Source organism: Pseudomonas sp. KU26590 (genome assembly GCF_026153515.1).
Classification (GTDB): domain Bacteria; phylum Pseudomonadota; class Gammaproteobacteria; order Pseudomonadales; family Pseudomonadaceae; genus Aquipseudomonas.
In genome coordinates this window covers 1,265,519-1,287,292 of the sequence record NZ_CP110644.1, presented here as the reverse complement: position 1 = coordinate 1,287,292, position 21,774 = coordinate 1,265,519, and the positions used below count along the sequence as shown (strand labels likewise).

At 61.1% G+C, this 21,774-nt stretch carries 24 protein-coding genes and 1 riboswitch; of the genes, 11 read left to right on the top strand and 13 right to left on the bottom strand.

The features are described 5' to 3' along the window. Nucleotides 1–71: 71 nt before the first annotated feature. Nucleotides 72–701, bottom strand: a complete 630-nt coding sequence (locus OKW98_RS05830) for a LysE family translocator (RefSeq protein WP_265388328.1) — start codon at nucleotides 699–701, stop codon at nucleotides 72–74. An 88-nt stretch (nucleotides 702–789) separates the two neighbouring features. Between OKW98_RS05830 and OKW98_RS05825 the strand changes: the two genes are divergently transcribed. From OKW98_RS05825 to OKW98_RS05815, 3 genes are all read left to right on the top strand, one after another. Beyond that, complete coding sequence (locus OKW98_RS05825) at nucleotides 790–1,755, top strand: 2-hydroxyacid dehydrogenase (RefSeq protein WP_265388327.1); 966 nt, start codon at nucleotides 790–792, stop codon at nucleotides 1,753–1,755. A 105-nt stretch (nucleotides 1,756–1,860) separates the two neighbouring features. Continuing rightward, nucleotides 1,861–2,859 (top strand): class I SAM-dependent methyltransferase, encoded by a 999-nt coding sequence (locus OKW98_RS05820; protein WP_265388326.1) that lies wholly within the window; start codon nucleotides 1,861–1,863, stop codon nucleotides 2,857–2,859. A gap of 40 nt (nucleotides 2,860–2,899) precedes the next feature. After that, nucleotides 2,900–3,019: riboswitch (yybP-ykoY riboswitch) on the top strand. Between the two features lie 90 nt (nucleotides 3,020–3,109). Then, nucleotides 3,110–3,694: a TMEM165/GDT1 family protein gene (locus OKW98_RS05815; RefSeq protein WP_265388325.1), complete on the top strand. Its 585-nt coding sequence runs from the start codon at nucleotides 3,110–3,112 to the stop codon at nucleotides 3,692–3,694. A gap of 175 nt (nucleotides 3,695–3,869) precedes the next feature. Here the strand turns inward: OKW98_RS05815 and OKW98_RS05810 are convergent, their stop codons facing one another. The 4 genes from OKW98_RS05810 to OKW98_RS05795 all read right to left on the bottom strand — a co-directional run bounded on the left by OKW98_RS05810 (nucleotide 3,870) and on the right by OKW98_RS05795 (nucleotide 5,976). Further along, complete coding sequence (locus OKW98_RS05810; protein WP_265388324.1) at nucleotides 3,870–4,688, bottom strand: M48 family metallopeptidase; 819 nt, start codon at nucleotides 4,686–4,688, stop codon at nucleotides 3,870–3,872. Between the two features lie 155 nt (nucleotides 4,689–4,843). Next, nucleotides 4,844–5,482 carry an SOS response-associated peptidase gene (locus OKW98_RS05805; protein WP_265388323.1) on the bottom strand — a complete coding sequence of 213 codons (639 nt, stop codon included), beginning with the start codon at nucleotides 5,480–5,482 and terminating at the stop codon, nucleotides 4,844–4,846. Nucleotides 5,483–5,533: 51 nt separating this feature from the next. Continuing rightward, the gene (locus OKW98_RS05800) at nucleotides 5,534–5,794 is read right to left on the bottom strand and encodes a DUF2007 domain-containing protein (RefSeq protein WP_265388322.1); all 261 of its coding nucleotides are present in this window, start codon (nucleotides 5,792–5,794) and stop codon (nucleotides 5,534–5,536) included. Beyond that, nucleotides 5,794–5,976 carry a CPXCG motif-containing cysteine-rich protein gene (locus OKW98_RS05795; protein WP_237250611.1) on the bottom strand — a complete coding sequence of 61 codons (183 nt, stop codon included), beginning with the start codon at nucleotides 5,974–5,976 and terminating at the stop codon, nucleotides 5,794–5,796. Before OKW98_RS05795 ends, OKW98_RS05800 begins: the two co-directional genes overlap by 1 nt. Nucleotides 5,977–6,190: 214 nt before the next feature. Between OKW98_RS05795 and OKW98_RS05790 the strand changes: the two genes are divergently transcribed. Then, complete coding sequence (locus OKW98_RS05790) at nucleotides 6,191–7,354, top strand: 1-acyl-sn-glycerol-3-phosphate acyltransferase (RefSeq protein WP_265388321.1); 1,164 nt, start codon at nucleotides 6,191–6,193, stop codon at nucleotides 7,352–7,354. 171 nt (nucleotides 7,355–7,525) lie between these two features. After that, nucleotides 7,526–10,624 carry an autotransporter domain-containing protein gene (locus OKW98_RS05785; protein ID WP_265388320.1) on the top strand — a complete coding sequence of 1,033 codons (3,099 nt, stop codon included), beginning with the start codon at nucleotides 7,526–7,528 and terminating at the stop codon, nucleotides 10,622–10,624. Nucleotides 10,625–10,628: 4 nt separating this feature from the next. Here the strand turns inward: OKW98_RS05785 and OKW98_RS05780 are convergent, their stop codons facing one another. Continuing rightward, nucleotides 10,629–10,898: a hypothetical protein gene (locus tag OKW98_RS05780; protein ID WP_108120630.1), complete on the bottom strand. Its 270-nt coding sequence runs from the start codon at nucleotides 10,896–10,898 to the stop codon at nucleotides 10,629–10,631. A 139-nt stretch (nucleotides 10,899–11,037) separates the two neighbouring features. Here OKW98_RS05780 and OKW98_RS05775 point away from each other — a divergent pair, with 139 nt between their 5' ends. Next, on the top strand, nucleotides 11,038–11,241 hold the full coding sequence (locus tag OKW98_RS05775; RefSeq protein ID WP_065991803.1) for a hypothetical protein: 204 nt from the start codon (nucleotides 11,038–11,040) through the stop codon (nucleotides 11,239–11,241). 102 nt (nucleotides 11,242–11,343) lie between these two features. On the opposite strand, the gene OKW98_RS05770 is transcribed toward OKW98_RS05775, so the two are convergent. Next, nucleotides 11,344–11,925, bottom strand: coding sequence for a YajG family lipoprotein (locus OKW98_RS05770; protein WP_265388319.1), 582 nt, complete (start codon nucleotides 11,923–11,925; stop codon nucleotides 11,344–11,346). 221 nt (nucleotides 11,926–12,146) lie between these two features. Here OKW98_RS05770 and OKW98_RS05765 point away from each other — a divergent pair, with 221 nt between their 5' ends. The 3 genes from OKW98_RS05765 (at nucleotide 12,147) to mqo (ending at nucleotide 14,619) form a co-directional block, all read left to right on the top strand. Beyond that, nucleotides 12,147–12,380, top strand: a complete 234-nt coding sequence (locus OKW98_RS05765; RefSeq protein ID WP_265388318.1) for a hypothetical protein — start codon at nucleotides 12,147–12,149, stop codon at nucleotides 12,378–12,380. A 539-nt stretch (nucleotides 12,381–12,919) separates the two neighbouring features. Then, nucleotides 12,920–13,114, top strand: a complete 195-nt coding sequence (locus OKW98_RS05760; RefSeq protein ID WP_133771915.1) for a hypothetical protein — start codon at nucleotides 12,920–12,922, stop codon at nucleotides 13,112–13,114. Continuing rightward, nucleotides 13,114–14,619, top strand: coding sequence for a malate dehydrogenase (quinone) (gene mqo / locus OKW98_RS05755; protein ID WP_265388317.1), 1,506 nt, complete (start codon nucleotides 13,114–13,116; stop codon nucleotides 14,617–14,619). Before OKW98_RS05760 ends, mqo begins: the two co-directional genes overlap by 1 nt. A 114-nt stretch (nucleotides 14,620–14,733) precedes the next feature. Here mqo and OKW98_RS05750 read toward each other — a convergent pair whose 3' ends face one another. The 4 genes from OKW98_RS05750 to OKW98_RS05735 form a co-directional block, all read right to left on the bottom strand. Continuing rightward, nucleotides 14,734–15,195, bottom strand: coding sequence for a hypothetical protein (locus OKW98_RS05750; protein WP_265388316.1), 462 nt, complete (start codon nucleotides 15,193–15,195; stop codon nucleotides 14,734–14,736). A 227-nt stretch (nucleotides 15,196–15,422) separates the two neighbouring features. Next, the gene (locus tag OKW98_RS05745) at nucleotides 15,423–15,710 is read right to left on the bottom strand and encodes a PA4642 family protein (protein WP_265388315.1); all 288 of its coding nucleotides are present in this window, start codon (nucleotides 15,708–15,710) and stop codon (nucleotides 15,423–15,425) included. Between the two features lie 67 nt (nucleotides 15,711–15,777). Then, nucleotides 15,778–16,263: a hypothetical protein gene (locus tag OKW98_RS05740; protein ID WP_265388314.1), complete on the bottom strand. Its 486-nt coding sequence runs from the start codon at nucleotides 16,261–16,263 to the stop codon at nucleotides 15,778–15,780. A gap of 257 nt (nucleotides 16,264–16,520) precedes the next feature. Then, complete coding sequence (locus OKW98_RS05735; RefSeq protein WP_037018287.1) at nucleotides 16,521–17,078, bottom strand: hypoxanthine-guanine phosphoribosyltransferase; 558 nt, start codon at nucleotides 17,076–17,078, stop codon at nucleotides 16,521–16,523. Nucleotides 17,079–17,275: 197 nt separating this feature from the next. On the opposite strand from OKW98_RS05735, the gene upp reads away from it, so the two are divergent. Both upp and OKW98_RS05725 read left to right on the top strand, forming a co-directional pair. Beyond that, nucleotides 17,276–17,914, top strand: a complete 639-nt coding sequence (upp, locus tag OKW98_RS05730) for a uracil phosphoribosyltransferase (protein ID WP_265388313.1) — start codon at nucleotides 17,276–17,278, stop codon at nucleotides 17,912–17,914. Beyond that, a complete protein-coding gene (locus OKW98_RS05725) occupies nucleotides 17,914–19,194 on the top strand; it encodes a uracil-xanthine permease family protein (protein ID WP_265388312.1) in 1,281 nt (426 codons plus the stop codon). The genes upp and OKW98_RS05725 overlap by 1 nt, the downstream gene beginning before the upstream one ends. Before the next feature lie 569 nt (nucleotides 19,195–19,763). On the opposite strand, the gene hemH is transcribed toward OKW98_RS05725, so the two are convergent. Both hemH and OKW98_RS05715 read right to left on the bottom strand, forming a co-directional pair. Next, nucleotides 19,764–20,792, bottom strand: a complete 1,029-nt coding sequence (gene hemH, locus OKW98_RS05720; protein ID WP_265388311.1) for a ferrochelatase — start codon at nucleotides 20,790–20,792, stop codon at nucleotides 19,764–19,766. A 14-nt stretch (nucleotides 20,793–20,806) separates the two neighbouring features. After that, on the bottom strand, nucleotides 20,807–21,709 hold the full coding sequence (locus tag OKW98_RS05715) for a TIGR01777 family oxidoreductase (protein WP_265388310.1): 903 nt from the start codon (nucleotides 21,707–21,709) through the stop codon (nucleotides 20,807–20,809). Nucleotides 21,710–21,774 lie beyond the last annotated feature (65 nt).

Genomic DNA, 21,774 nt, shown 5'->3' with positions numbered 1-21,774 from the left:
CATCCCTGCCGTCTAAAGGCGGTAGTACCCGACCTAATTCCTTAAACAGTGGTACTTCACTAAACCCAACATCAATGCATCTCCGTCAACGCCAGCTTCAAACCCAGCGCAACAAGCACCCCACCCATCGCCCGATCAAACCAGTGGCCCATCCGCGCGAAACCGGCGCGAATCCGAGGCTGGCTGAACAGGCGTGCCACCAGGCAGAACCATGCGCCGGTCGCGAATGCCAGATAAACGCCATAGCCCGCCTGAACCAGCATCGGCGTGTGCGGGTTGATCACGACGGTGAACAGCGACAGGAAAAACAGCGTCGCTTTCGGGTTAAGGCCGTTGGTGACGAACCCGGCCGTGAAGGCGCCGCGCGCGGTGCGCTCGCCTTTGGCGATGTTCACGGGCGCATCCGATGCGCTCGCAGGTTTGGCGCGCAGCGCTTTGATGCCGATGTAAATCAAGTAGGCCGCCGCCGCCCATTTCAAGGCATTGAACAGGACGATGGACTGCGAAACGATCAAGCCAATCCCCAGCAGCGAATAGCCGACGTGCAGAAAAATCGCGGTGCCCACGCCCATCGCCGTGTAGGTCCCTGCCTTGCGACCATGGGTCACGCTTTCGCGCACGACGACCGCGAAATCCGGGCCGGGGCTGGCGACGGCCAGCAGGTGAATCAGCGCAACGGTTAAAAATTCCGTCAAGTACATTGAAGTTCTCCAGGCGTTATGGCGAGCGGCAGGCTCTGGTAGGCTCGTCACATTACGCTTCCCACCCACCGAGCAAAAGGTACAGCTGATGCCCAGTCAACGCCGAGCAGTTTTCCTGGATCACACCTCTCTGGATCTGGGGGATCTCGACCTCGCGCCGTGGCGTGAAACCTTCAGCGAACTGGTGCTCCATGCAAGCACCACAGCCGGTCAGGTGGCCGAGCGTTTGAAGGACGCCGACGTGGCGATTTCCAACAAGATCATGATCGATGCCGCCACGTTCGCCGCCTGCCCTAAGCTGAAACTGGTGCTGGTGACCGCAACCGGCGTCAACAATGTCGACCTGGATGCCGCGCGCAAACATGGCGTGGTGGTCACTAACTGTCAGGGCTATGGCACCCCTTCCGTGGCCCAGCACACGCTGATGCTGCTGCTGGCGATGGCCACCCGCTTGCCCGATTATCAACAGGCCATACACCAGGGTGAGTGGCAGAAATCGAAGCAGTTCTGCTTGCTGGACTTCCCTATCGTCGAGCTGGAAGGCAAGACGCTGGGGCTACTGGGTCATGGCGAGCTGGGCGGCGCGGTCGCAAAGCTGGCCGAAGCCTTCGGCATGCGCGTGCTGTCGGGTCAGATCCCCGGCCGCCCTGCCCGAGCTGATCGCGTGCCGCTGAATGAGCTGCTGCCCCAGGTCGATGCCCTCACCCTGCACTGCCCGCTCAACGACCATACCCGGGACATGATTGGCGCCCATGAGCTGAGCCTGCTGAGACCGAAAGCTTTCATCGTCAACACCGCGCGCGGTGGCTTGATCAACGAACAGGCACTGGCCGATGCCCTGCGCAACGGCCATCTCGGCGGCGCGGCCACCGACGTGCTGACCGTCGAGCCTCCGGTCAACGGCAACCCGCTGCTGTCGGGTGATATTCCGCGATTGATCATCACGCCCCACAGCGCATGGGGCAGCCAGGAAGCACGGCAGCGCATCGTCGGCCAGATCAACGAAAACGCTCTGGCATTTTATGCAGGCGCGCCGGTCCGGGTCGTGAGCTGACACCTGGCGCTTCGCAGGCCCGCCGATCCGCCGATCCGCCGCACAGGGCACGTGCGCGGCTTGGCAGGCCTGTTAAACTTCGCCCCTTTTTTCGAGGAGCCGATGATGGACCCGCGCAGTGAAGTGTTACTCCGGCAGGCCGACTTGTTTCGGGGCTCCTTGTTGCTGACCGGCCTCCCCGCCGACGATCTGCTGAGCACGCTGCCCAATGCCCGCGGCTGGAGCTGGCACGCTGGCGACTTCGACACCCTCGGTACGCGGTTTCCCGAGCGTGTGCACTTCGGCACCGAAGCGCCGACAGAACCCTTTGAAGCTGCGGTGCTGTTTTTGCCCAAGGCCCGCGATCTCGCCGATTACCTCATCAACGCGCTCGCTTCGCGCCTGGCCGGACGTGAGCTGTTTCTGGTCGGCGAAAAACGCGGCGGCATCGAAGCCGCCGCCCGCCAGCTGAGCCCTTTCGGCCGCACGCGCAAACTCGACAGCGCCCGTCATTGCCAGCTCTGGCAAGTCACCGTCGAAACGCCTCCGCCAGCCGTCGAACTCGACAGCCTGGCTAAACGCTTCGACATTGAAATCGAAGGCGGCGCGTTGAAGGTGGTGAGTCTGCCGGGGGTCTTCAGCCACGGCCGTCTGGACCGGGGTTCGGCGCTGCTGCTGGAAAACATCGACCGGCTTCCCGCCGGACATTTGCTCGACTTCGGCTGCGGCGCGGGCGTTCTCGGTGCGGCGGTGAAACGCCGTTACCCCGAAACACGTGTGACGATGCTGGATGTCGATGCGTTCGCCACCGCCAGCAGCCGGCTGACCCTGTCCGCCAACGGCCTTGAAGCGGAGGTGCTGACGGGCAACGGAATCGACGCCGCGCCGAGCGATCTGGACGTGATTCTGACCAATCCGCCGTTCCACACCGGCGTCCATACCGATTACGCCGCGACCGAAAACCTGCTGAAAAAAGCACGCGAACATCTGAGAAAAGGCGGCGAACTGCGCCTGGTAGCCAATAGTTTCCTGCGCTATCAGCCGATCATCGAGTCGCATCTGGGGCCGTGCGCGATCATGGCCGAGGGCCAGGGTTTCCGGATTTACCGTGCGAAACGTGCGTGATAATTAGCGCTTGCCGAACACGAAACGTGTAGGCAGAATCCGCTCCGTCCTAGGGGAGTAGTCTCCCACGAGCGCCATGCTCGTCCGGCACGCATCAACATACTTGGTCCTCAGACCATGGTGCGTGCGACCCCAGATCCGCTCAGACGGATCGGTGGTTTGACAAGACCTATGACACGAACATCCTGACCCGGGGCGGGGAGGTTGTACGTGTCATAGCCGTGTTGACCCGCCCCTTAGGAAAACCCTGATGCTGGAATCCCTGTTGGTCCCCACCGCTGTCGTCGCACTGGCTGAAATCGGTGACAAGACCCAACTCCTCGCGCTCGTTCTCGCCGCTCGCTTCCGCAAGCCCTGGCCCATCATCGCCGGGATTGTCGCCGCCACGCTGGCCAACCACGCTGCGGCCGGTGCCGTTGGCGCCTGGTTCAGCAGCTACCTCTCCGACGCCGTCCTGCACTGGATCCTTGCCGCGAGCTTTACCGCCACGGCGCTGTGGACCCTGGTTCCGGACAAGCTGGACGACGACGAAGCCAGTACCGGGCGCAAGTTCGGCCCCTTCCTGACCACGCTGATCGCGTTCTTCATCGCGGAAATCGGCGACAAGACGCAGATCGCGACTGTCATGCTGGCGGCGCAATACCCAAGCTTGTGGCTGGTGATCCTCGGCACGACGCTGGGCATGTTGCTGGCCAATGTGCCGGTGGTGCTGGCGGGTAATTTTGCGGCAGAGAAACTGCCACTGACGCTGATTCGTCGTCTGGCCGCAGGAGCGTTTTTCATTCTGGCGATCGTTGCGGTGTACAAGGCGATGCAGATCAGCGGCTGGGTGTAGTCACAGACCCCATGCCCTTGCAGGAGTGAGATTGCTCGCGATGCTCTTCAATCGTTCCGCAGATACGCGGCGACCGTTCGAGGATCGCGAGCAAGCTCACTCCTACAGCGTTTCATGCACCCAACCGCTCCGAAAAACGCCGCGCAAGCTCACACCTATCGGGATCAGGCGCTGATCAACCCTTCGGCGCCTGCTGATACAACGGCATCACTTTCGGAATAGCCGCCTGCAGCGAGGCGATCCGGTTGGACGAGGCCGGGTGGGTGCTCATGAACTCCGGCTGCGACGCGCCGCCTTGGGCTTCCATCTTCTGCCACAGCGTGATCGCGGCGTTCGGGTTGTAACCGGCGCGAGCCGCGAGTTCGAGGCCCAGCAGGTCCGCTTCGTTTTCATTGGCGCGGCTGTTCGGCAGCGTCAGGCTGTAATCGACCACGGTATCGGCCAATGCCAGACTGTCCTGCCCCAAACCCAGTAACGCACCGGCGCCCTGCTTCGCCATCTGCACACCATAGGCCTTGGACATGGCTTCACGGCCGTGTTCGCGCAATGCGTGGGCGATTTCGTGGCCCATGACTGCCGCCAGCTCGTCATCGCTGAGCTTCAGCGTATCGATCAGGCCGCTGTACACGATGATCTTGCCGCCGGGACCGCAGTTGGCGTTCAGCTCATCGCTTTTGATCAGGTTCACGTCCCACTGCCACTGCGCCGCGTCGGGCCGCAATTTCGGCGCTTGTGCGATCAGTCGCTTGGCGATGGCCTGGACGCGCTTGCCCTCGGCGCTGCTGTTGTCGAGCACGCCTTTGGATGTGGCTTCGCTGACCGTCTGCTGATAGGACTGGGCGTACATCTTGTTGACTTCATCCGTCGACAACATGCTGAACATGTATTGCTTGCGCTCGACACCCACCGAATCGCCGGTGGTGGTATTGACCGCCTGACACCCGGCCATCAACAAAACTGCCGTCACACCACAAAGAGCAAAAATCCTGCGCATTTCGTATCTCCATTGAAACAATCGCGCCATCCTAGGCAATCCGCAGGCCTAGCACCAGATGCCAGCCGTCTGCCAGGCGAAAAGGCCCAAGAAAATCGCGCCTGTGTAACAGGGAAGAAATAACGGGATCGCGGTTCATACCGCAAGAGACAGTGCTACAACGGCGTCAGGCATTCCGGCGCGTTGAGCTTCGGATCGTTCACCAGATTGGCCAACGGCCGTTCGCGCAGCTGCGTTTGCGGGGCGGCGAGCATCGCTTGCAGGGTAATCAGCGGGCAGTCCGGATCAAGCCAGGCGCGCTGCCCTTCTTCGTCGAGAATCAACGGTCGACGCTGATTCATGGCCGACTGCGTGACCACCGCAACGCTCAGGTAGGTGTGGCCTTCGACGGGATAGGCTTCCCAGATCGCGGCGAAGTACAGCGTCGATCCTTCGGCCGGCGTCAGCCAGAACGGCCGCTTGCGCACGCTGCCACGCCATTCATAAAAGCCGTTGGCCGGCAGCAGGCAGCGTCGTTCGCGAAAAGCCTGCTTGAACATCGGCTGTTCAGCCACGGTCTCGGCGCGGGCATGGGCCGGCGTGCGCGACATGTCGGTCAGCCAGGGCGGCGTCAGCCCCCAACGCGCCCTCGCCACCTCGCGTCCGCGCTCGGCGCCCGCCTCGACCTGCGCTGCCCGGACCATCAAGACGGACGCGGCAGGAGAAATATTCCACTGCGCTTGCTGGTCGCTCGGAAATCCGGGCAAGGCCGCAAAGGCAGGCGACCAACGAAACAGCGCATAACGTCCACACATGGGTTCAGCACAACTCTTTTTGAAAGCGAATGAGGCGCGCGCGAACGGGATTCAGCACAGCAACACATCGGGGTAGCTGTCCGGCTCGTCACCGGGCAGCGGAAAAGCGGCATTGTACTCGGTGATCAACTGACGCGCCTGCTCGGCCTGGTCGTCATCGACCGTCAGGCCCAGCAACCCGAACGCTGGCAATTCCCCAACAGCGCCCAGCAAATGACGCCCGGTGATGTGGGACTCGATGCCTTCACTGGCGAGCATCGCCTGCAGCAGCTCGCCTTCCATCAGGTGTTCGGGCTCATAAATCTTGCGCATCACTCGTTCTCGCTGCGCACGTCCAGCGTCCATTCTTCCCCATCGGTCTGCAGACTGAAGTTGATTGGCCGACAGCAGACGGGGCAATCCTCAATGTAGGTCTGATCGCCGCCGGACAGATCCAGCACCGCCTCCACCGGTTCGCCGCAATAAGGGCAGTCGTAATCCTGTATTTCCTGCATAACAGTCTCCGGGCACAGTTTTGCGTATAATCGCCGACTTGTTTGCGGGTCGAGCTTTATTCCTCAGCATCCGGGCATCAGCCTGAGTCGACACTTTTAGCGAAGCCGCCTTGTTGCGCGGCCGCCGCCCAGGCATCACGCCTGTGGTGTCGTGACTCGCTGCTGCAACGGACTCGACCTCCTTTACCTTAGCCGTTTCCGACAAGAGAGCATGATGGGCGAATTCGATGCCATCCGACCGTACGACGACAGCGAAGTAAAAGCCGTGCTTGATCGGCTGCTGGGCGACAAAGCGCTCCTCGCGATCCTCACGCACTTCCGATTTCCGCGCCTGGCCGGCTCCCTCGGCTGGATTCTGCAACCGGCCATCGCGCGCAAGCTGCGTCGCCAGTTCGCCGGCATCGACACCGTCGCCGCCCTGCAGGACAAGGTCGAGCATTACGTCGATCACACCATCGAACGCGCCACTGACGGTGTGACCTACACCGGCGTCGAGCAGTTCAAGTCCGGGGTTGCGTACCTGTTTCTGGCCAACCACCGCGACATCGTGATGGACCCGGCTTTCGTCAACTATGCGGTCTACCACGCGGGCCTGCCAACGCCGCGCATCGCCATTGGCGACAACCTGCTGCAGAAGCCTTTCGTCAGCGACCTGATGCGCCTGAACAAGAGCTTCATCGTGCACCGCTCGATCATCGGGCGTCGCGAGAAAATGGCGGCCTACCAGTTGCTGTCGGCGTACATCAATCATTCGATCCGCAATGACTGCCAGTCGATCTGGATCGCCCAGGCGGAAGGCCGCGCCAAAGACGGCGACGACCGCACCGAGTCGGCCATCCTCAAGATGTTCCACATGAGCCGCAAGGACGAGCCGTTTGGCGAAGTCATTCAGTCGTTGAACCTGACGCCGGTGTCGATCAGCTATGAATACGACCCGTGCGATCACGCCAAGGCGCGGGAGCTGTACATCCGCGCCACCACTGGCAGTTACACCAAAGTGCCGGGCGAGGACGATGTCAGCATTGCGCTGGGGATCACCGGCTACAAAGGCCGTGTGCACGTCAATTTTGCCCCGCCGATCACCGAGCTGTTCGAGGACACCAAGCTGCTGGCCATCGAGATGGACCGGCAGATCCTTGGCGGCTATCGACTGTTTCCGGTGCACTACCTGGCGTACGCGCAGTGGGCCGACGCCGAGCCAGCGCTGAAGGTGCCGAAGGCCGCCGACGTGTTCCCGGCGGACGAGTTGGGGCGCGCAGAAGATGAATGGCAGCGCCGCCTCAATGGCTGCCCTGCCGAGCACCGTCCGTTTCTGATTCAGCAATACGCCATGCCGGTGCGCAATCAGTACCGGGTGAAGGCCGGGTTGCCGCTTTAAGGCCCCCTTCCCTTCCACGAATAAACGGCGCTCTCAAGGCGCCGTTTTTCGTTGTGCGCCTCCGTTGCTTTGGCGATATCAGCCTTCACAAATGTGTCACCGCCGACACACTCAAGCGTAAGACTTGCTCGCTAAGGTCGTCGCCTATCCAAACGAGTGAAGGCGTACGCTATGCGATCCAGCAAACCGGTTGCCCATGTCATGGTGTCTTCCCTGGTACTTTCATTGCTCGCCGTGTCGGTTCAGGCAGCGAGCCGTGCGGGAGACAACACCATCAACGGCGTTGACCTGCTTTCCGGATTCGACACGTTGTGGACGACCGGCGCGACTTGGGACACAGGCACGCCGACCGCCTTGGGTCAGAGTCTGCTAAGGCGCAATCTGCAAATTGTGGTCGACCGCGCCAACTCCCGCACCCTCGCCCAGGAAACCGCCGCCTACTTCGATGACCGCCGTGACCAGAGCTACAGCGCCATCAGCGGCCTCGGCTCGTTGAGCGCTGCCTACAAGGCAGGCGCTGGAGCCTTCACGACCATCACGCAATTCGACGACAGCAACAAAACCGTCAAATACGACGATAAAGGCAACGGCGCAGGCAGTTCGTCTTCGGCGCTGGGCAAAGTCGTCGATCTGGTCGGGGCTGTACGCAACGATGCTTCGACCACCCCCGCCAAATCCCACTATTTGTACCCGCGACCATGGCGGCAAAGTCTGGACGGTCAGAGCCTGGCCTTCGTGGTGGCGCCCTCCCTGCGCCCGGCAGAAAGCCCCACGCCTGCGGGCGACTCGGGTTTCCCCAGCGGCCATACCAACGCCGCGTACCTGTCGTCTTACGCACTGGCCTACGCCATTCCCGAGCGTTTCAGCGAGTTGATGCTGCGCGCCTCGGAAATTGGCGACAACCGCATTGAAGCCGGCATGCATTCGCCGTTCGACGTGATGGGCGGGCGCATCACCGCGACGTATTTCGCCATCGACAACCTCTCCAACCCGGCCAACGCCCAACTGCGCGCCGATGCTCGCGCACAGGCACTGACCTATTTCACGGCGCAGTGCGGCGGTGACGTCAACAACTGCATGGCAACCATCGACCCGGCAACCGATCGCACGTCTCAACATGCTCAGGACAAGGCGCTGTTCACCTCGCGCATGACCTACGGCTTCGATCCGGTTGGCCCGACCAACCTGGCCGCCGTGGTGCCGACCAACGCCGAAGTGCTGCTGGAAACCCGCTTCCCGTACCTGGACGCCAGTCAGCGCCGCGAGATACTGGCAACCACCGAGATTTCGTCCGGCTATGCGGTGATCGATCAGTCGGGAGGCTACGGTCGTCTGAACCTGTACGCAGCGGGCGATGGTTATGCGGCGTTCAATTCCAACGTCACGGTCAACATGGACGCCAGCCTCGGCGGCTATAACGCCATCGACGCCTGGCGCAACGACATCAGCGGCAGCGGCGGGCTGATCAAGAACGGCAGCGGCAATCTGATGCTGACCGGCAACAACACTTACTCGGGCGGCACCGTGATTAACGGTGGCGTGCTGACCGGCCATGCCAAAGCGTTCGGTAGCGGCACGATCACCGACAACGCGACGCTGGTCGTCGATCAGTCAACCAACGACACCCTCGCCAACACCCTCACGGGCAACGGTGCGTTGATCAAACGTGGCGTCGGCTCGCTGAACCTGACCGGCAACAACAGCCTGTCCGGCGCAACAACAGTGCAAGCGGGTCGGCTGGCGGTCAATGGCAACCTGGGCAACTCCATCGTTAGCGTGCAGCAAGGCGCAACGCTGGGTGGCAACGGCACCGTCGGCGGCATCAATGTCGCTCAGGGCGGCGTGGTTGCACCGGGTAACTCGGTCGGGCAACTGAACGTCAACGGCGACGTCAACCTTGCTCAGGGCTCGGTCTACCAGGTCGAATCGGACGCCAACGGCAAAGCCGACCGCATCGTCGCCAGCGGCCGTGCAACCCTCAACAACAGCACGCTGTCGCTGGTTGAAGGCGGTAACTGGCTGGCGGCGAGCCGTTACTCGATTCTCTCGGCGGCCGGTGGCGTCAGCGGTGCGTTTGCCAACGTGCAAACCAACTATGCCTTCCTCACCCCGACGCTGAGCTACACGGCGACCGATGTCGGGCTGACGCTGGACCGTAACGCACAGACCTTCGCCAGCCTGGCGACGACCCGCAATGCCAGAGCCGTCGCGCAAGGGCTGGACAGCGCCGGTGCTGGCAACGCGCTCTGGCGTCAGGTGGTGCAAGACGACGCCTCGACCGCGCAGGCCACCTTCAAGGCGCTGTCCAATGAACTGCATGCGTCGACGCAGTCCGCGCTGATCGAAGACAGCCGCCTGGTGCGCAACGCGGTGAACGATCGCTTGCAGCAAGCGCAGTCCGCACCGGCACTGGGCAGCACGACGCAGACCCTCGCCGGTGATGATTCCCGTGGCGTGGTGTGGACTCAAGCCATCGGCGCGACCGGCAAAACCGACAGCACCGGTGATGTGTCGGGTCTCGACACGCACACCAGCGGCATGCTGTTCGGCGCTGACGTGCCACTGGATGACACCTGGCGCGTGGGCGCGATAGCCGGTTTCAGCAACAGCAGCTTCGACCTGCGCCATGCGTCCGGCTCCACTGACAGCGACAACTACCATCTGGGCGTCTATGCCGGCGCCAAGTGGGGCCAACTGGGCCTGCGCCTCGGCGCGATACGCACCTGGCACGAGCTGACGGCCAAGCGCACGCTGGACTTGCCGGGTGCTTCCGAGCGACTCAAGGAAGATTACAACGCAGCGACCAATCAGGTATTTGGCGAGCTGGGTTACACCATCGAACTGGGCAACGCGCAGCTTGAACCCTTCGCCAACCTCGCCCATGTGCGACTGGACACCGATTCCTTCGATGAGAACAGCAACGCGATCAGGCTGGAGAACAAGTCTCAGGACAACAACATCACCTTCAGCACCCTCGGCCTGCGTGCCGCCACTCGCTTGAACGCTGGCAGCATCGCAATCAAACCCAACGCGACACTGGGCTGGCGTCGTGCCTACGGCGACGTGACACCAGAGAGCCGCGCGGCCTTCAGCGGCGGCGACACCTTCGAGCTCTCCGGCGCACCGATCGCACGCAACGCAGCGGTGCTCGGCGCGGGTGTCGATCTGGGGTTGAGCGACACGCTGAGTGTGGGGCTGAGTTACAACGGGCAGGTGAGCAGCGATGCGTCGGATCAGGCGTTGAATGCGCGGGTGACGCTGGCTTTCTAAGCGATCACAGCTTCGTGCTCACCCACGACAGCAACAGCGCGAACGCCAGGCAGGCGGTGCCGAACCGGTAGCTAAGACGGATCATGCGAAGGGTGGGTACATCCATCAGGTGCATGGGCTCGTCGATCGGGGCTTGTTCGGTGAGGTGGTGCAGGTGGGCCATCTCCCGCTGCTCGCGGGTGCGCGTGGTCTGCAGCAGCCAGATGCCGGGGCCGGCGGCAAGCAATGCGCAGAGGTTGATGGCGAGACCGGGGGCGTGATGGATGAGCGACATGGTGCCTCGATGGCGCCGCATTGAAGGCGCCGCAGACTCTGTTTGGACCTGCCGCTCACACTAGTCGCTGTCACCTTAACGTCACCTGAACCGGGCACTGTGTGGGACCTCAAACCGACCCACCGCCACGGAGAGCGTCATGCTGCACGCCCACAACCAGGACCGCCTTTATCTCATCGCCCCCAGCGACGAACAGGAAGCATTGATCGACGCACTGGCGTTCAACGTCCAGGACAGGCATTGGCTGGTGTACTGCGCGCTCGGCGGCCATGCGCACAACGATCTGCCGGAAGTGGACCTGCAGACCGGTTTCAGTTTTCTGGATTTCTATCAGGCGGCTTGAACGCCCCGCGATGAAAATCCCGAGTGACCCCGCTGAATAAACAAAAGCCCCGGCTTCTCGCGAAACCGGGGCTTTTTTGTGCATCAGAATCAGGCGTTGAGTTTATTGCCCGAGGGTGCGGCCAATCGTCTGATCCTGGAACAGGCGAGTCAGGGCGTCACTGAGTACGTCGCTGATCAGCTTGGTGTTGGTCTCTTCGTTCGGCGCCATGCCGAAACGTTGATCCGTCGAAGCCGCATAACGGCCGCTGTAGTTACGGCCGCCATTCTGAACGTCAGCACGGAACGTGGAGCTGATGTTGGCTTCGGTGACGTACAGGCCTTCTTTCGGCGATTGATACTTCAAGTCTGCCAGGGTGACGGTCAACTGCGGACCGCTACCGTTCGGCACTGGCGTGAAACCGAGCAGCCGCACGCCCGCTTCAGCCTGAGCCTGCAACCTTGGCAGCAACTGCTGACCGTTGACCGTGATCGAACTGGTTTCCGGGTACAGGCCACCACGCGTGCCCAGCGTCTGCGACTGACGACCGTCAACCACGCGCACGACCACTTGCTGACCATGACCGACCGGGGCCAGTTGAGCGTTCAGCTTGGGTTCCGGGGTGAGGGATTGCGGGCTGTGGGCACAGCCCGCCAGGGTCAGACTGCCAGCGGCAAGCAAACCGAACAGAACGCGACGCAACATGCTCATTTCTCCATGGGCCAAGGCACAAAATGTGCCGCAGTATAGCGACCTCCCAAGGCCGCTCACTAGGGTAAAGATACGACAGAGTGCCATCCCGCCGGTTCCTGCCAGGCGGAAATGCTCACACGTTCGAAATCAACACAATTGCGCAATCGCAACGTCACAGCGATGTCATGCCCGCCGGCCATACTTTTTTCAACTCTCCAGCAAGGAGTCCTGCCATGGACTTTCTTTGGTCGTTGTTCTCGTCGCGCCGCCGTCATCGCCACTTTGCACGTCTGGACCCCCACGGCATCTGCCTGGCGTTCAAGCACTGCACCGAAACGCCTTGCGGTCAGGGCTGGGTCGAAGTCCACGAGGCAAACCTGTGCTGGCTGCAACGCCCACTCCCTGTCAGCGCCCGCGTGACTTCCCGGTCACGTGCGATTACCGCCCGGCATATGCTCAGCATCTGACCGGAAGGCGAATAAAAGTCATTTTTTCTGGATCATTTCTGCCCGTTTCATCGCTATAATCTTCCCCCGATTATAAGGACGTCTCCTGATCGGGCCTCGCAGCATCGTCGATAGCCACTATCGACTCCTCCGTACCGCCCACAGAGAGCCTTCCACACAGACATGTGCAGCCCGATGTGGCCGCGGCGCAGACGCCGGATCGTCGATCATTCGAACGTCCTGCGCCAGTCCTTGCCTCACATCGCGTATGAACCTGATCTGCCAGAGCTGCCATCGCGCAGCCCTTTTTGAGGTTCGCGTCTCCAAAAGAGCGTGAAAAAAACGGGTTTTCACAACTTCACAAGAGTGTGGCAAGCAAATGAATAGTTTCGCGTTTGTAAATGCACCGTTAGCGTCTGACCCAGCCCCCTTGCAAAGGACCGACCGCAACGCAGTCTCCGTCAAACGAGCCTGAAGCCTGTCCGATACGGATTTGGTTGCACAACCGGACGCCTTGACGATAGTCGAATGGCTGCACGGGCCGAAAAATGCGTTCATGCTTGCCTTATAAAAGCATCAACCAGGCTCGTTCGGTGGCGTCCGCTGAAGATGCAAAAAATTGCGAAGAATCGGACATGGCGATCCCGGCCAGGTTGAACGAGGCACTGCGCGAACACCGCGCCGCCCGAACCTGGCGACTGACCACGGGAACCCATGCCGTCAATTTGGTGCTGCAGATTTTGGAGACGCGTTAATGGCGCATAACGAAGCAGTCGACGTAGTGCTGGTCGGGGCAGGCATCATGAGTGCCACCCTCGCCGTACTGCTCAAAGAGCTGGACCCGAACCTCAAGGTTGAAGTCGTCGAGCTGATGGATTCCGGTGCTGCAGAGAGCTCCAACCCCTGGAACAACGCAGGCACCGGCCACGCCGGGCTGTGCGAGCTGAACTACACGCCGGAAGCGGCCGATGGCTCGATCGACACCAAGAAAGCGATCCACATCAACACCCAGTTCGAAGTCTCGAAGCAATTCTGGGCCTATCTGGCCCGTAAAGGCACGTTCGGTGCTTCGCGCTCGTTCATCGCGCCGGTTCCGCACCTGAGCTTCGTGCAGGGCGAAAAAGGCATGACGTACCTGAAAAAACGCTACGAAGCGCTGCGTACGCACCACGCCTTCTCTTCGATGGAATACACCGAAGACAAAGCCAAGTTGGCCGAGTGGATGCCGTTGATGATGCCCGGCCGTCCTGCCGATGAGCCCATCGCGGCGACGCGGGTCATGCACGGCACCGACGTCAACTTCGGCAACCTGACCAATATGTTGCTCAAGCACCTGGCCAGCGCACCCGATGCGCAGGTCAAGTACTGCAAACGCGTCACCGACCTAAGCCGCAAGGGCGACGGCTGGACCGTCACCATCAAGGACGTGAACAGCGGCAGCACCCGCGACATCGACGCCAAATTCGTGTTCCTGGGCGCGGGCGGTGCGGCGCTGCCATTGCTGCAGATGTCCGGCATTGAGGAAGGCAAGGGGTTCGGCGGCTTCCCGGTGAGCGGCCAGTGGCTGCGTTGCGACAACCCTGAAGTGGTCAAGCGCCATCAGGCCAAGGTGTACAGCCAGGCGGCGGTGGGTTCGCCGCCAATGTCGGTGCCGCACCTGGACACCCGCGTCGTCGACGGCAAGACATCCCTGCTGTTCGGCCCGTACGCCGGTTTCACCACCAAGTTCCTCAAACACGGTTCGCTCATGGACCTGCCGCTGTCGATCCGCGTGGCCAACATCGCGCCGATGCTGGCGGTGGCCCGCGACAACATGGACCTGACCAAGTACCTGATCAGCGAAGTGCGGCAGTCGATGGAGCAGCGGCTCGATGCACTGCGCCGTTTCTATCCGGAGGCCAAGGCCGAAGACTGGCGCCTGGAAGTGGCCGGCCAGCGCGTACAGATCATCAAGAAAGACCCGAAAAAAGGCGGCGTTTTGCAGTTCGGTACCGAGTTGGTGTCGGCCAGTGACGGTTCCCTCGCGGCACTGCTGGGCGCCTCGCCGGGCGCTTCGGTGACCGTTTCGATCATGCTGGATCTGATCGAGCGTTGCTTCCCGGACAAAGCCCGCACCGAGTGGGCCGCCAAACTGAACGAAATCTTCCCGGCTCGCGAAAAGGCACTGGAAACCGACGCGCAGCTTTACCAGCGCGTCAGTGCTCAGAGCGATGCCAGTCTGGATCTGGTGCAGAACAGCGAAGCAGCCACTTTCGCCTGATCGTGGGTTGCTTCAAAAAGCTGTAAAAGAAAACCCCGCCACATCAGGCGGGGTTTTGCTTTTTGCATTAAGTGGGACCTGCCTCAGCTGCAGAGCGGCCCTGCAGCATCAACATCACTTCATCACGAACCTGACGGAATACGCCTGCATCGAGTTCGTCCCTTTGGTCACCGATGCGATGCATTCCGCCGGTACTTTCCCGATCGATCTGCCCGTTGCGGATTTCTCCGGCGCCGGCGAGATGGAGACCCAACTGAAGACCACTTCGTGGGCCGCCCTGAACTCACAGGTTTTGCCTTCGCCACTCACCCGAAAACTTGCAGAATCATTACGCGGATTCTTCAGCGGGACCGACACAGAGGCGGTGGGTGTGTCAGCCGCAAAGCCATAGCCGGTGTAATCCGTATTGGCCGGGGCCCAAGTGGCCGATACCAGCGCGAGGTCGATGCCTGACTGATTCCACAGTTCAATGTTGAGCTGGATTTTAGTTGGGTAAGCTGCTTGAGCGGATACTGCCGCGACCATCATTGCGATTGCGGCGATGGTGCGAGTGAAGCACGTCAGTCGATTTTTCATTGCATGAATTCCCTTTCAATCATTGATGCGAGCGTCCTGCTCGCGTTCCTGTGAGCGTTGTCACAGGGCTGAGTATGATTCAGCGCGTCGCTTTCGGTAGTCGCAAACGCCGAAGGATGCGGTAGGAAGGGTCTTTCGATTGTGTAGTGACAGCGCGGAAGCAGGAGCCTGCTCTCGTGGAAGGGGTGCATCGGGCGCCGAAGGATGACGCCCGGGAATTGCGCGATTCAGCCTTTCGCCTTCTCGATCAACTCGATGTATTCCTCGGCATTGCGTTGATCCTTGATCAGCGCAGTGAAGTCATTGCCGTGCTCGTCTTTGCCATCGAGATCGTAACCGGCTTCCTTGAAGAACGTCAGAAACCGCCCGAAGTCATCGACGCGCAGGCCGCGGTAGGCCTTGATCAGCTTGTGCAGCGACGGCGACGTGGCGTCGACCGGCTCGAAATCCAGGAACAGCTTGATCTGGGCGTCGCCGATTTCATCGCCAATCACCTGCTTCTTATCTTTACGCATTGCTGACTCCAACTGACTTGCGGGACATTTCTCGGGCGGGCAGTTTACCCCCCGCCCGGTCGCGGGCTCAACGCGCGCGTACGCTGGCGGTGTGCAGGTCGGCCCAGACGTGACCGTTGGCATAGCTGAGAAACTGGCAGTAGACCTTTTCGTTGCGCAGCAAATCCACAAGCACGCGGTATTGCATCGCCGGGTAATACAGCGTCAACGTACGTGAAGGTTCGTCGTAAGTCGGTTTCTTCAGGCTTTTGCTTTCGCCGTCGAAGTGGATCAGCACTTCGGTGATGGTCGCGCCCTTGTTCATGGGCTTGCCCTTCAGCCGCAGGATCAGCGGCGAGGTGACCGGGATCGGCTGCTGATTGGACTGGCGCTGGCTGCCCACCACCACTGAATACTCGGTGATCTGCAGCAATTGCTGCTGCTCGGGTTCGCCCTCGCGCACGGACAACTCGTCCGGCGGCAAGTACTGCGCGTGCATGGGTTCGGCGAGCGCGGAGAGTGGCAGCGTCAACAGCAACATCAACGCAGCGGTACTTCGAAACGATACCGTCATGGGCGCCTCCCGAAAAAGTGGGGGGCACTCTAGCATGTGCCGCGCATTGACCCGGACACCTGTAGGAGCGTGGCTTGTCCCGCGATCTGCCGGGAACCGGCAGCAGACCAGACGATTGATGGCATCAGCAAATGCGCCACAGCCTTCACGACGACTGCGTCGCCGATCGCGGGACAAGCCACGCTCCTACAACAGCTCTCCGGTAATCACCAGGATCTTCGGCAGACACAGAAGCTGTAGATCGGTTCGGGGGTTCGTTACATGCCCTTCACGGCATAGATCCCGGCAGCGTTGCGCCAGTAGCCTTTGTAGTCCATGCCGTAACCGAAGATGTAGCGGTCGATGCACGGCAGGCCGACAAAATCGGCTTTCAGGTCAGGACGCGCTTTGCGGTCGTGGTCCTTGTCGATCAGCACCGCGGTGTGAACAGCACGCGCACCGGCATGTTTGCAGAAGTCGATGATCGCGCCGAGGGTGTGACCTTCGTCGAGGATGTCGTCGATGATCAGCACATCGCGGTCGATGAACGAGACTTCAGGCTTGGCTTTCCAGAACAGGTCACCGCCGCTGGTTTCGTTGCGATAGCGGGTGGCGTGCAGGTAGGACGCTTCCAGCGGGAAGTTCAGATGAGTGAGCAGCTTGCCGGCGAAGATCAGGCCGCCGTTCATCACGCAAAATACCACCGGGTTACGGTCGGCCAGCACGCCATTGATTTGCTCGCCGACGCGGGCGATGGAGGCTTCAACTTCGGCCTCGTTGTAAAGGCAGTCAGCCTCGCGCATGACTTGACGGATATGCTCGAGATCAGCGGACATGACGCTCTCCAAGGGGGCTGTGTAAGGAAAAGCGGGCAAAGGTACGCATCCGCCGACATCAGGGCAAGTGTTTCTGGACTAACGTTGCACTGCCGTTCCAAAAATGTCGGCGCCCGAACCTAACCGTCAGGACAAGTTACAGCTGAATAGATTAATCTAAGCCGTTTTTTTTGCCCGCCCGCTGGAGCCTTTCCCCTATGCCCATTCGTGAGATCCGCCATCCGCTGATCCGCCACAAGCTCGGCCTGATGCGCCGTGCCGATATCAGCACCAAGAATTTTCGTGAACTGGCTCAGGAAGTCGGCGCGCTGCTGACGTACGAAGCGACCAAGGATCTGCCGCTGGAAACCTACGACATTCAGGGCTGGGCCGGCACGGTCCAGGTCGAGAAGATCGCCGGCAAGAAGATCACCGTGGTGCCAATCCTGCGGGCCGGCATCGGCATGCTTGAAGGCGTGCTCAGCCTGATCCCCGGCGCCAAGGTCAGCGCGGTAGGCGTCGCGCGCAACGAAGAAACCCTCGAAGCCCACACGTACCTGGAAAAGCTCGCCCCCGAGATCGACCAGCGTCTGGCGCTGATCATCGACCCGATGCTCGCCACCGGCGCTTCCATGGTCGCCACCATCGACCTGCTGAAAAAAGCCGGCTGCCGCGACATTCGCGCGATGGTCCTGGTGGCCGCGCCGGAAGGCATCGCTACCGTCGAGAAGGCGCACCCGGACGTCAATATCTACACCGCGTCCATCGATCAGCAACTGAACGAACACGGCTACATCATTCCGGGCCTGGGCGACGCCGGTGACAAGATTTTCGGCACCAAGCAGAAGGACGCCTGATGAAGCCGGATGAGTTCAACGATCCACTCTGGCGCACGATATTGTCGGGCGCGCAGATGCTGTTCGTGGCATTCGGCGCGCTGGTCTTGATGCCGCTGATCACCGGCCTCGACCCTAACGTGGCGCTGTTCACGGCAGGCCTGGGCACCCTGTGCTTCCAAGTGGTGACAGGGCGCCAGGTGCCGGTCTTCCTTGCGTCGAGCTTTGCCTTCATTACCCCGATCATTCTCGCCAAGGGCCAGTTCGGCCTCGCGGCGACCATGGGCGGCGTCATGGCAGCGGGCTTCGTCTACACCTTCCTTGGCCTGGCCGTGAAGATCAAAGGCACCGGGTTCATCGACCGCCTGCTGCCGCCGGTAGTGATTGGCCCGGTGATCATTTCCATTGGTCTGGCGATGGCACCCATTGCCGCCAACATGGCCATGGGCCGGACAGGTGACGGCGCCGCAGAGCTGATCCCGTACAACACCGCCATCATCATTTCGATGGCGGCGCTGCTGACGACCTTGATCGTTGCAGTATTCGGCAAAGGCATCTTCCGCCTGGTCCCGATCATCTCGGGCGTGCTGGTAGGTTTTGCGCTGTCGTTCTATTTCGGCGTGGTGGATGTGGCTAAGATTGCCGCCGCGCCATGGCTGGCGTTGCCGCACTTCACGGCGCCGGAATTCAACTGGCAGGCGATCCTGTTCATCGTGCCGGTGGCGCTGGCCCCGGCCATCGAGCACATCGGCGGCGTGATTGCAGTGGGCAGCGTGACGGGACGCGATTACCTGAAGAAACCCGGCCTGCATCGCACCTTGCTGGGTGACGGCATCGCGACAACTGTGGCCGGCGCTTTCGGCGGCCCGCCCAACACCACCTACGCCGAAGTAACCGGCGCGGTGATGCTGACCAAAAACTACAACCCGAAGATCATGACCTGGGCGGCGGTTTTCGCCATTACCCTGGCCTTCGTCGGCAAGTTCGGCGCGTTGCTGCAGAGCATTCCGGTGCCGGTCATGGGCGGGATTCTGTGCCTGCTGTTCGGCTCGATCGCGGCGGTGGGCATGAACACGCTGATCCGCCACAAGGTTGATCTGGCCGAAGCGCGCAATCTGGTCATCGTGTCCGTCACGCTGGTGTTCGGCATTGGCGGCGTGCTGATCGGCACCGGCAACGGCCCTGATGATTTCGGTATGAAAGGCATCGCGCTCTGCGCCGTGACCGCCATCGTGCTGAACCTGATACTGCCGGGAAATGACGCGTGGAAGAACAAGCACCTGGATGATCAGTTGCCGTAGTTCGGAAGCGTTATGAAAAAGGGGCATCACTCACGTGATGCCCCTTTTTTTGCTGAGAATCTGCAGGAGTGAGCATGCTCGCGAACGCGGTAGATCAGGTTCATCGATGTCGACTGGACGGACGTCTTCGCCAGCAAGCCGCCTCCTACAGTGGATCTTGCTCACACCTGAGACAGTCAGCGTATGCCCAATCTGAGCCGGTTTGCTGGCGAATGCGATGTATCAGATTCATAGATGGCGACTGGACACACGCCTTCGCGGGCAAGCGCGCTCCTACAGTGGATCTTGCTCACACCTGAGACAGTCGGTGTATCCCCAATCTATAGGAGCCGGCTTGCTGGCGAATGCGGGTGTCGCGACACATCCATGGCGACTGAACACACGCCTTCGCGGGCAAGCGCGCTCCTACAGTGGATCTTGCTCACACCTGAGACAGTCAGCGTATGCCCAATCTGAGCCGGTTTGCTGGCGAATGCGATGTATCAGATTCATAGATGGCGACTGGACACACGCCTTCGCGGGCAAGCGCGCTCCTACAGTGGATTTTGCAAACACCTGAGCTCGCGTTATTACACGACCATCGCCGGTGCCTTTTCGCACAATGTATTCAGCGCCTTCGCCCAGTTCGGGTCATCGTTCAGGCATGGAATCAGCACCAGCTCCTCGCCCCCCGCTTCCCTGAACTGCTCGGCACCACGATCACCGATCTCTTCCAGCGTCTCGATGCAGTCCGCGACAAACGCCGGGCACATGACCAGCAGCTTCTTCACGCCTTGAGCCGCCAGCTCGGCCAGGTGCGGTTCGGTGTAGGGTTCGATCCACTTGGCGCGGCCCAGACGCGACTGAAACGACACCGACCACTTGCCATCGGGAATTCCCATCAGCTTGGCGAACTCTACCGCTGAACGCATGCACTGCGCGCGGTAGCAGACGGCGAGCACCTCAGGCGACGCCGTTTCACAGCAGTTGCCGCTCTTGAAACAGTGATTGCCCGTCGGGTCGAGCTTGGTGAGATGCCGCTCGGGCAGACCGTGAAAACTCAGCAACAGATGATCGTAATCCTGCTGCAAATGCGGCCGCACACTGGCCACCAGGGCATCGAGGTATTCCTGCTGATTGAAGAACGGCTTCAGCAGCGAGAAGTCGAAATTCAGCTTCCTGGCACTGACAACGCGTTTGGCTTCTTCAATCACCGTGGTCACGGTGCTGTCGGCAAACTGCGGATACAGCGGCGCCAGCGTGACCTTTTTGATGCCCTGGGCTGCCAGGCGCGTGAGCACAGTTTCAATCGAAGGCTCGCCGTAACGCATCGCCAGTTCGACCGGGCCGTGTTTCCACTCATTGACCATGGCCTGCTGAAGTCGCTTGCTCAGCACTACCAGCGGCGAACCCTCATCCCACCAGATTGACGCGTAAGCATGGGCGGACTGCTCCGGGCGCTTGATCAGAATCAGTGAGACGATCAGGCGACGCACTGGCCACGGCACGTCAATAACGTAAGGGTCCATCAGGAACTGATTGAGGTAGCGGCGCACGTCAGCGACCGACGTGGACGCCGGTGAGCCCAGGTTAACCAGCAATAAAGCGTGATCGGTCATGCAACACCTTGATGTCAGTGGCGGCCCAGAAGATTTTCCAGGGCCGCGCGCAGATCAGTGAATCGGAAAGTGAAACCCGCCTCTTGCAGACGGTCTGGCCGAGCGCGTTGACCGCCCAGCAGCAGGATCGACAGCTCGCCCAGCAACAAACGAAGCGCGACGGCCGGCATCGGCATGAATGACGGGCGGTGCAGCACAGACGCAAGCGTCTTGGCGAAATCCCGATTGCGGGCCGGTGATGGCGCGCAGGCATTATAAGGACCTCGTGCGTCGTCCCGGTTCATCAGAAAATCAATCAGGGCGATTTGATCCTCGATGTGAACCCACGGCATCCATTGGCGTCCGTTGCCGATCGGCCCGCCCATGCCCATCTTGAACGGTGGCAACAGACGTTGCAGCATGCCGCCTTCGTCGGCCAATACCAGACCGGTGCGCACCAGCACCACGCGAATGCCCAAGGTTTCGGCACGTTGCGCGGTCTCTTCCCAGGCAATGCACAGGCGGCTGGCGAAATCTTCACTGACCGGTTGCGCGCTTTCGTCGAGCTCGCGCTCACCGCCGTCGCCATACCAGCCGACGGCCGAACCTGAAACCAGCACCTCGGGCTTCTGCTCGCGCCGCTCCAGCCAGGTGACGAGTTGCTCGGTCAGGGTGATGCGGCTGTCCCACAGCAATATTTTGCGTTTGCGCGTCCACGGGCGGTCGGCGATGGGCGCGCCCGCCAGATTGACCACCGCATCGACGTGCTGGCTGCCAATGTCATCAAAGTGGGCAACCCCGCGAACATTGGCGCCGCACAGCCGCGCCACTTCATCGGGTTTGCGACTCAGGACCGTCAGTTGATGGCCCTGCGCGAGCCAGTGTTTACACAAACGACGCCCTATCAAGCCTGTACCGCCGGTCAGCAAGATGTGCATGACTGAGTTCCTTACGTGGCGTTCATCGCAATTGCGGAGTCTATTTCTGCACAAGCCATGAGCTC

Coding starts and splice junctions, on each gene's coding strand:
- OKW98_RS05830 (WP_265388328.1), bottom strand. CDS start 701: ATGTACTTGACGGAATTTTTAACCGTTGCGCTGATTCACCTGCTGGCC.
- OKW98_RS05825 (WP_265388327.1), top strand. CDS start 790: ATGCCCAGTCAACGCCGAGCAGTTTTCCTGGATCACACCTCTCTGGAT.
- OKW98_RS05820 (WP_265388326.1), top strand. CDS start 1,861: ATGGACCCGCGCAGTGAAGTGTTACTCCGGCAGGCCGACTTGTTTCGG.
- OKW98_RS05815 (WP_265388325.1), top strand. CDS start 3,110: ATGCTGGAATCCCTGTTGGTCCCCACCGCTGTCGTCGCACTGGCTGAA.
- OKW98_RS05810 (WP_265388324.1), bottom strand. CDS start 4,688: ATGCGCAGGATTTTTGCTCTTTGTGGTGTGACGGCAGTTTTGTTGATG.
- OKW98_RS05805 (WP_265388323.1), bottom strand. CDS start 5,482: ATGTGTGGACGTTATGCGCTGTTTCGTTGGTCGCCTGCCTTTGCGGCC.
- OKW98_RS05800 (WP_265388322.1), bottom strand. CDS start 5,794: ATGCGCAAGATTTATGAGCCCGAACACCTGATGGAAGGCGAGCTGCTG.
- OKW98_RS05795 (WP_237250611.1), bottom strand. CDS start 5,976: ATGCAGGAAATACAGGATTACGACTGCCCTTATTGCGGCGAACCGGTG.
- OKW98_RS05790 (WP_265388321.1), top strand. CDS start 6,191: ATGGGCGAATTCGATGCCATCCGACCGTACGACGACAGCGAAGTAAAA.
- OKW98_RS05785 (WP_265388320.1), top strand. CDS start 7,526: ATGCGATCCAGCAAACCGGTTGCCCATGTCATGGTGTCTTCCCTGGTA.
- OKW98_RS05780 (WP_108120630.1), bottom strand. CDS start 10,898: ATGTCGCTCATCCATCACGCCCCCGGTCTCGCCATCAACCTCTGCGCA.
- OKW98_RS05775 (WP_065991803.1), top strand. CDS start 11,038: ATGCTGCACGCCCACAACCAGGACCGCCTTTATCTCATCGCCCCCAGC.
- OKW98_RS05770 (WP_265388319.1), bottom strand. CDS start 11,925: ATGTTGCGTCGCGTTCTGTTCGGTTTGCTTGCCGCTGGCAGTCTGACC.
- OKW98_RS05765 (WP_265388318.1), top strand. CDS start 12,147: ATGGACTTTCTTTGGTCGTTGTTCTCGTCGCGCCGCCGTCATCGCCAC.
- mqo (WP_265388317.1), top strand. CDS start 13,114: ATGGCGCATAACGAAGCAGTCGACGTAGTGCTGGTCGGGGCAGGCATC.
- OKW98_RS05750 (WP_265388316.1), bottom strand. CDS start 15,195: ATGAAAAATCGACTGACGTGCTTCACTCGCACCATCGCCGCAATCGCA.
- OKW98_RS05745 (WP_265388315.1), bottom strand. CDS start 15,710: ATGCGTAAAGATAAGAAGCAGGTGATTGGCGATGAAATCGGCGACGCC.
- OKW98_RS05740 (WP_265388314.1), bottom strand. CDS start 16,263: ATGACGGTATCGTTTCGAAGTACCGCTGCGTTGATGTTGCTGTTGACG.
- OKW98_RS05735 (WP_037018287.1), bottom strand. CDS start 17,078: ATGTCCGCTGATCTCGAGCATATCCGTCAAGTCATGCGCGAGGCTGAC.
- upp (WP_265388313.1), top strand. CDS start 17,276: ATGCCCATTCGTGAGATCCGCCATCCGCTGATCCGCCACAAGCTCGGC.
- OKW98_RS05725 (WP_265388312.1), top strand. CDS start 17,914: ATGAAGCCGGATGAGTTCAACGATCCACTCTGGCGCACGATATTGTCG.
- hemH (WP_265388311.1), bottom strand. CDS start 20,792: ATGACCGATCACGCTTTATTGCTGGTTAACCTGGGCTCACCGGCGTCC.
- OKW98_RS05715 (WP_265388310.1), bottom strand. CDS start 21,709: ATGCACATCTTGCTGACCGGCGGTACAGGCTTGATAGGGCGTCGTTTG.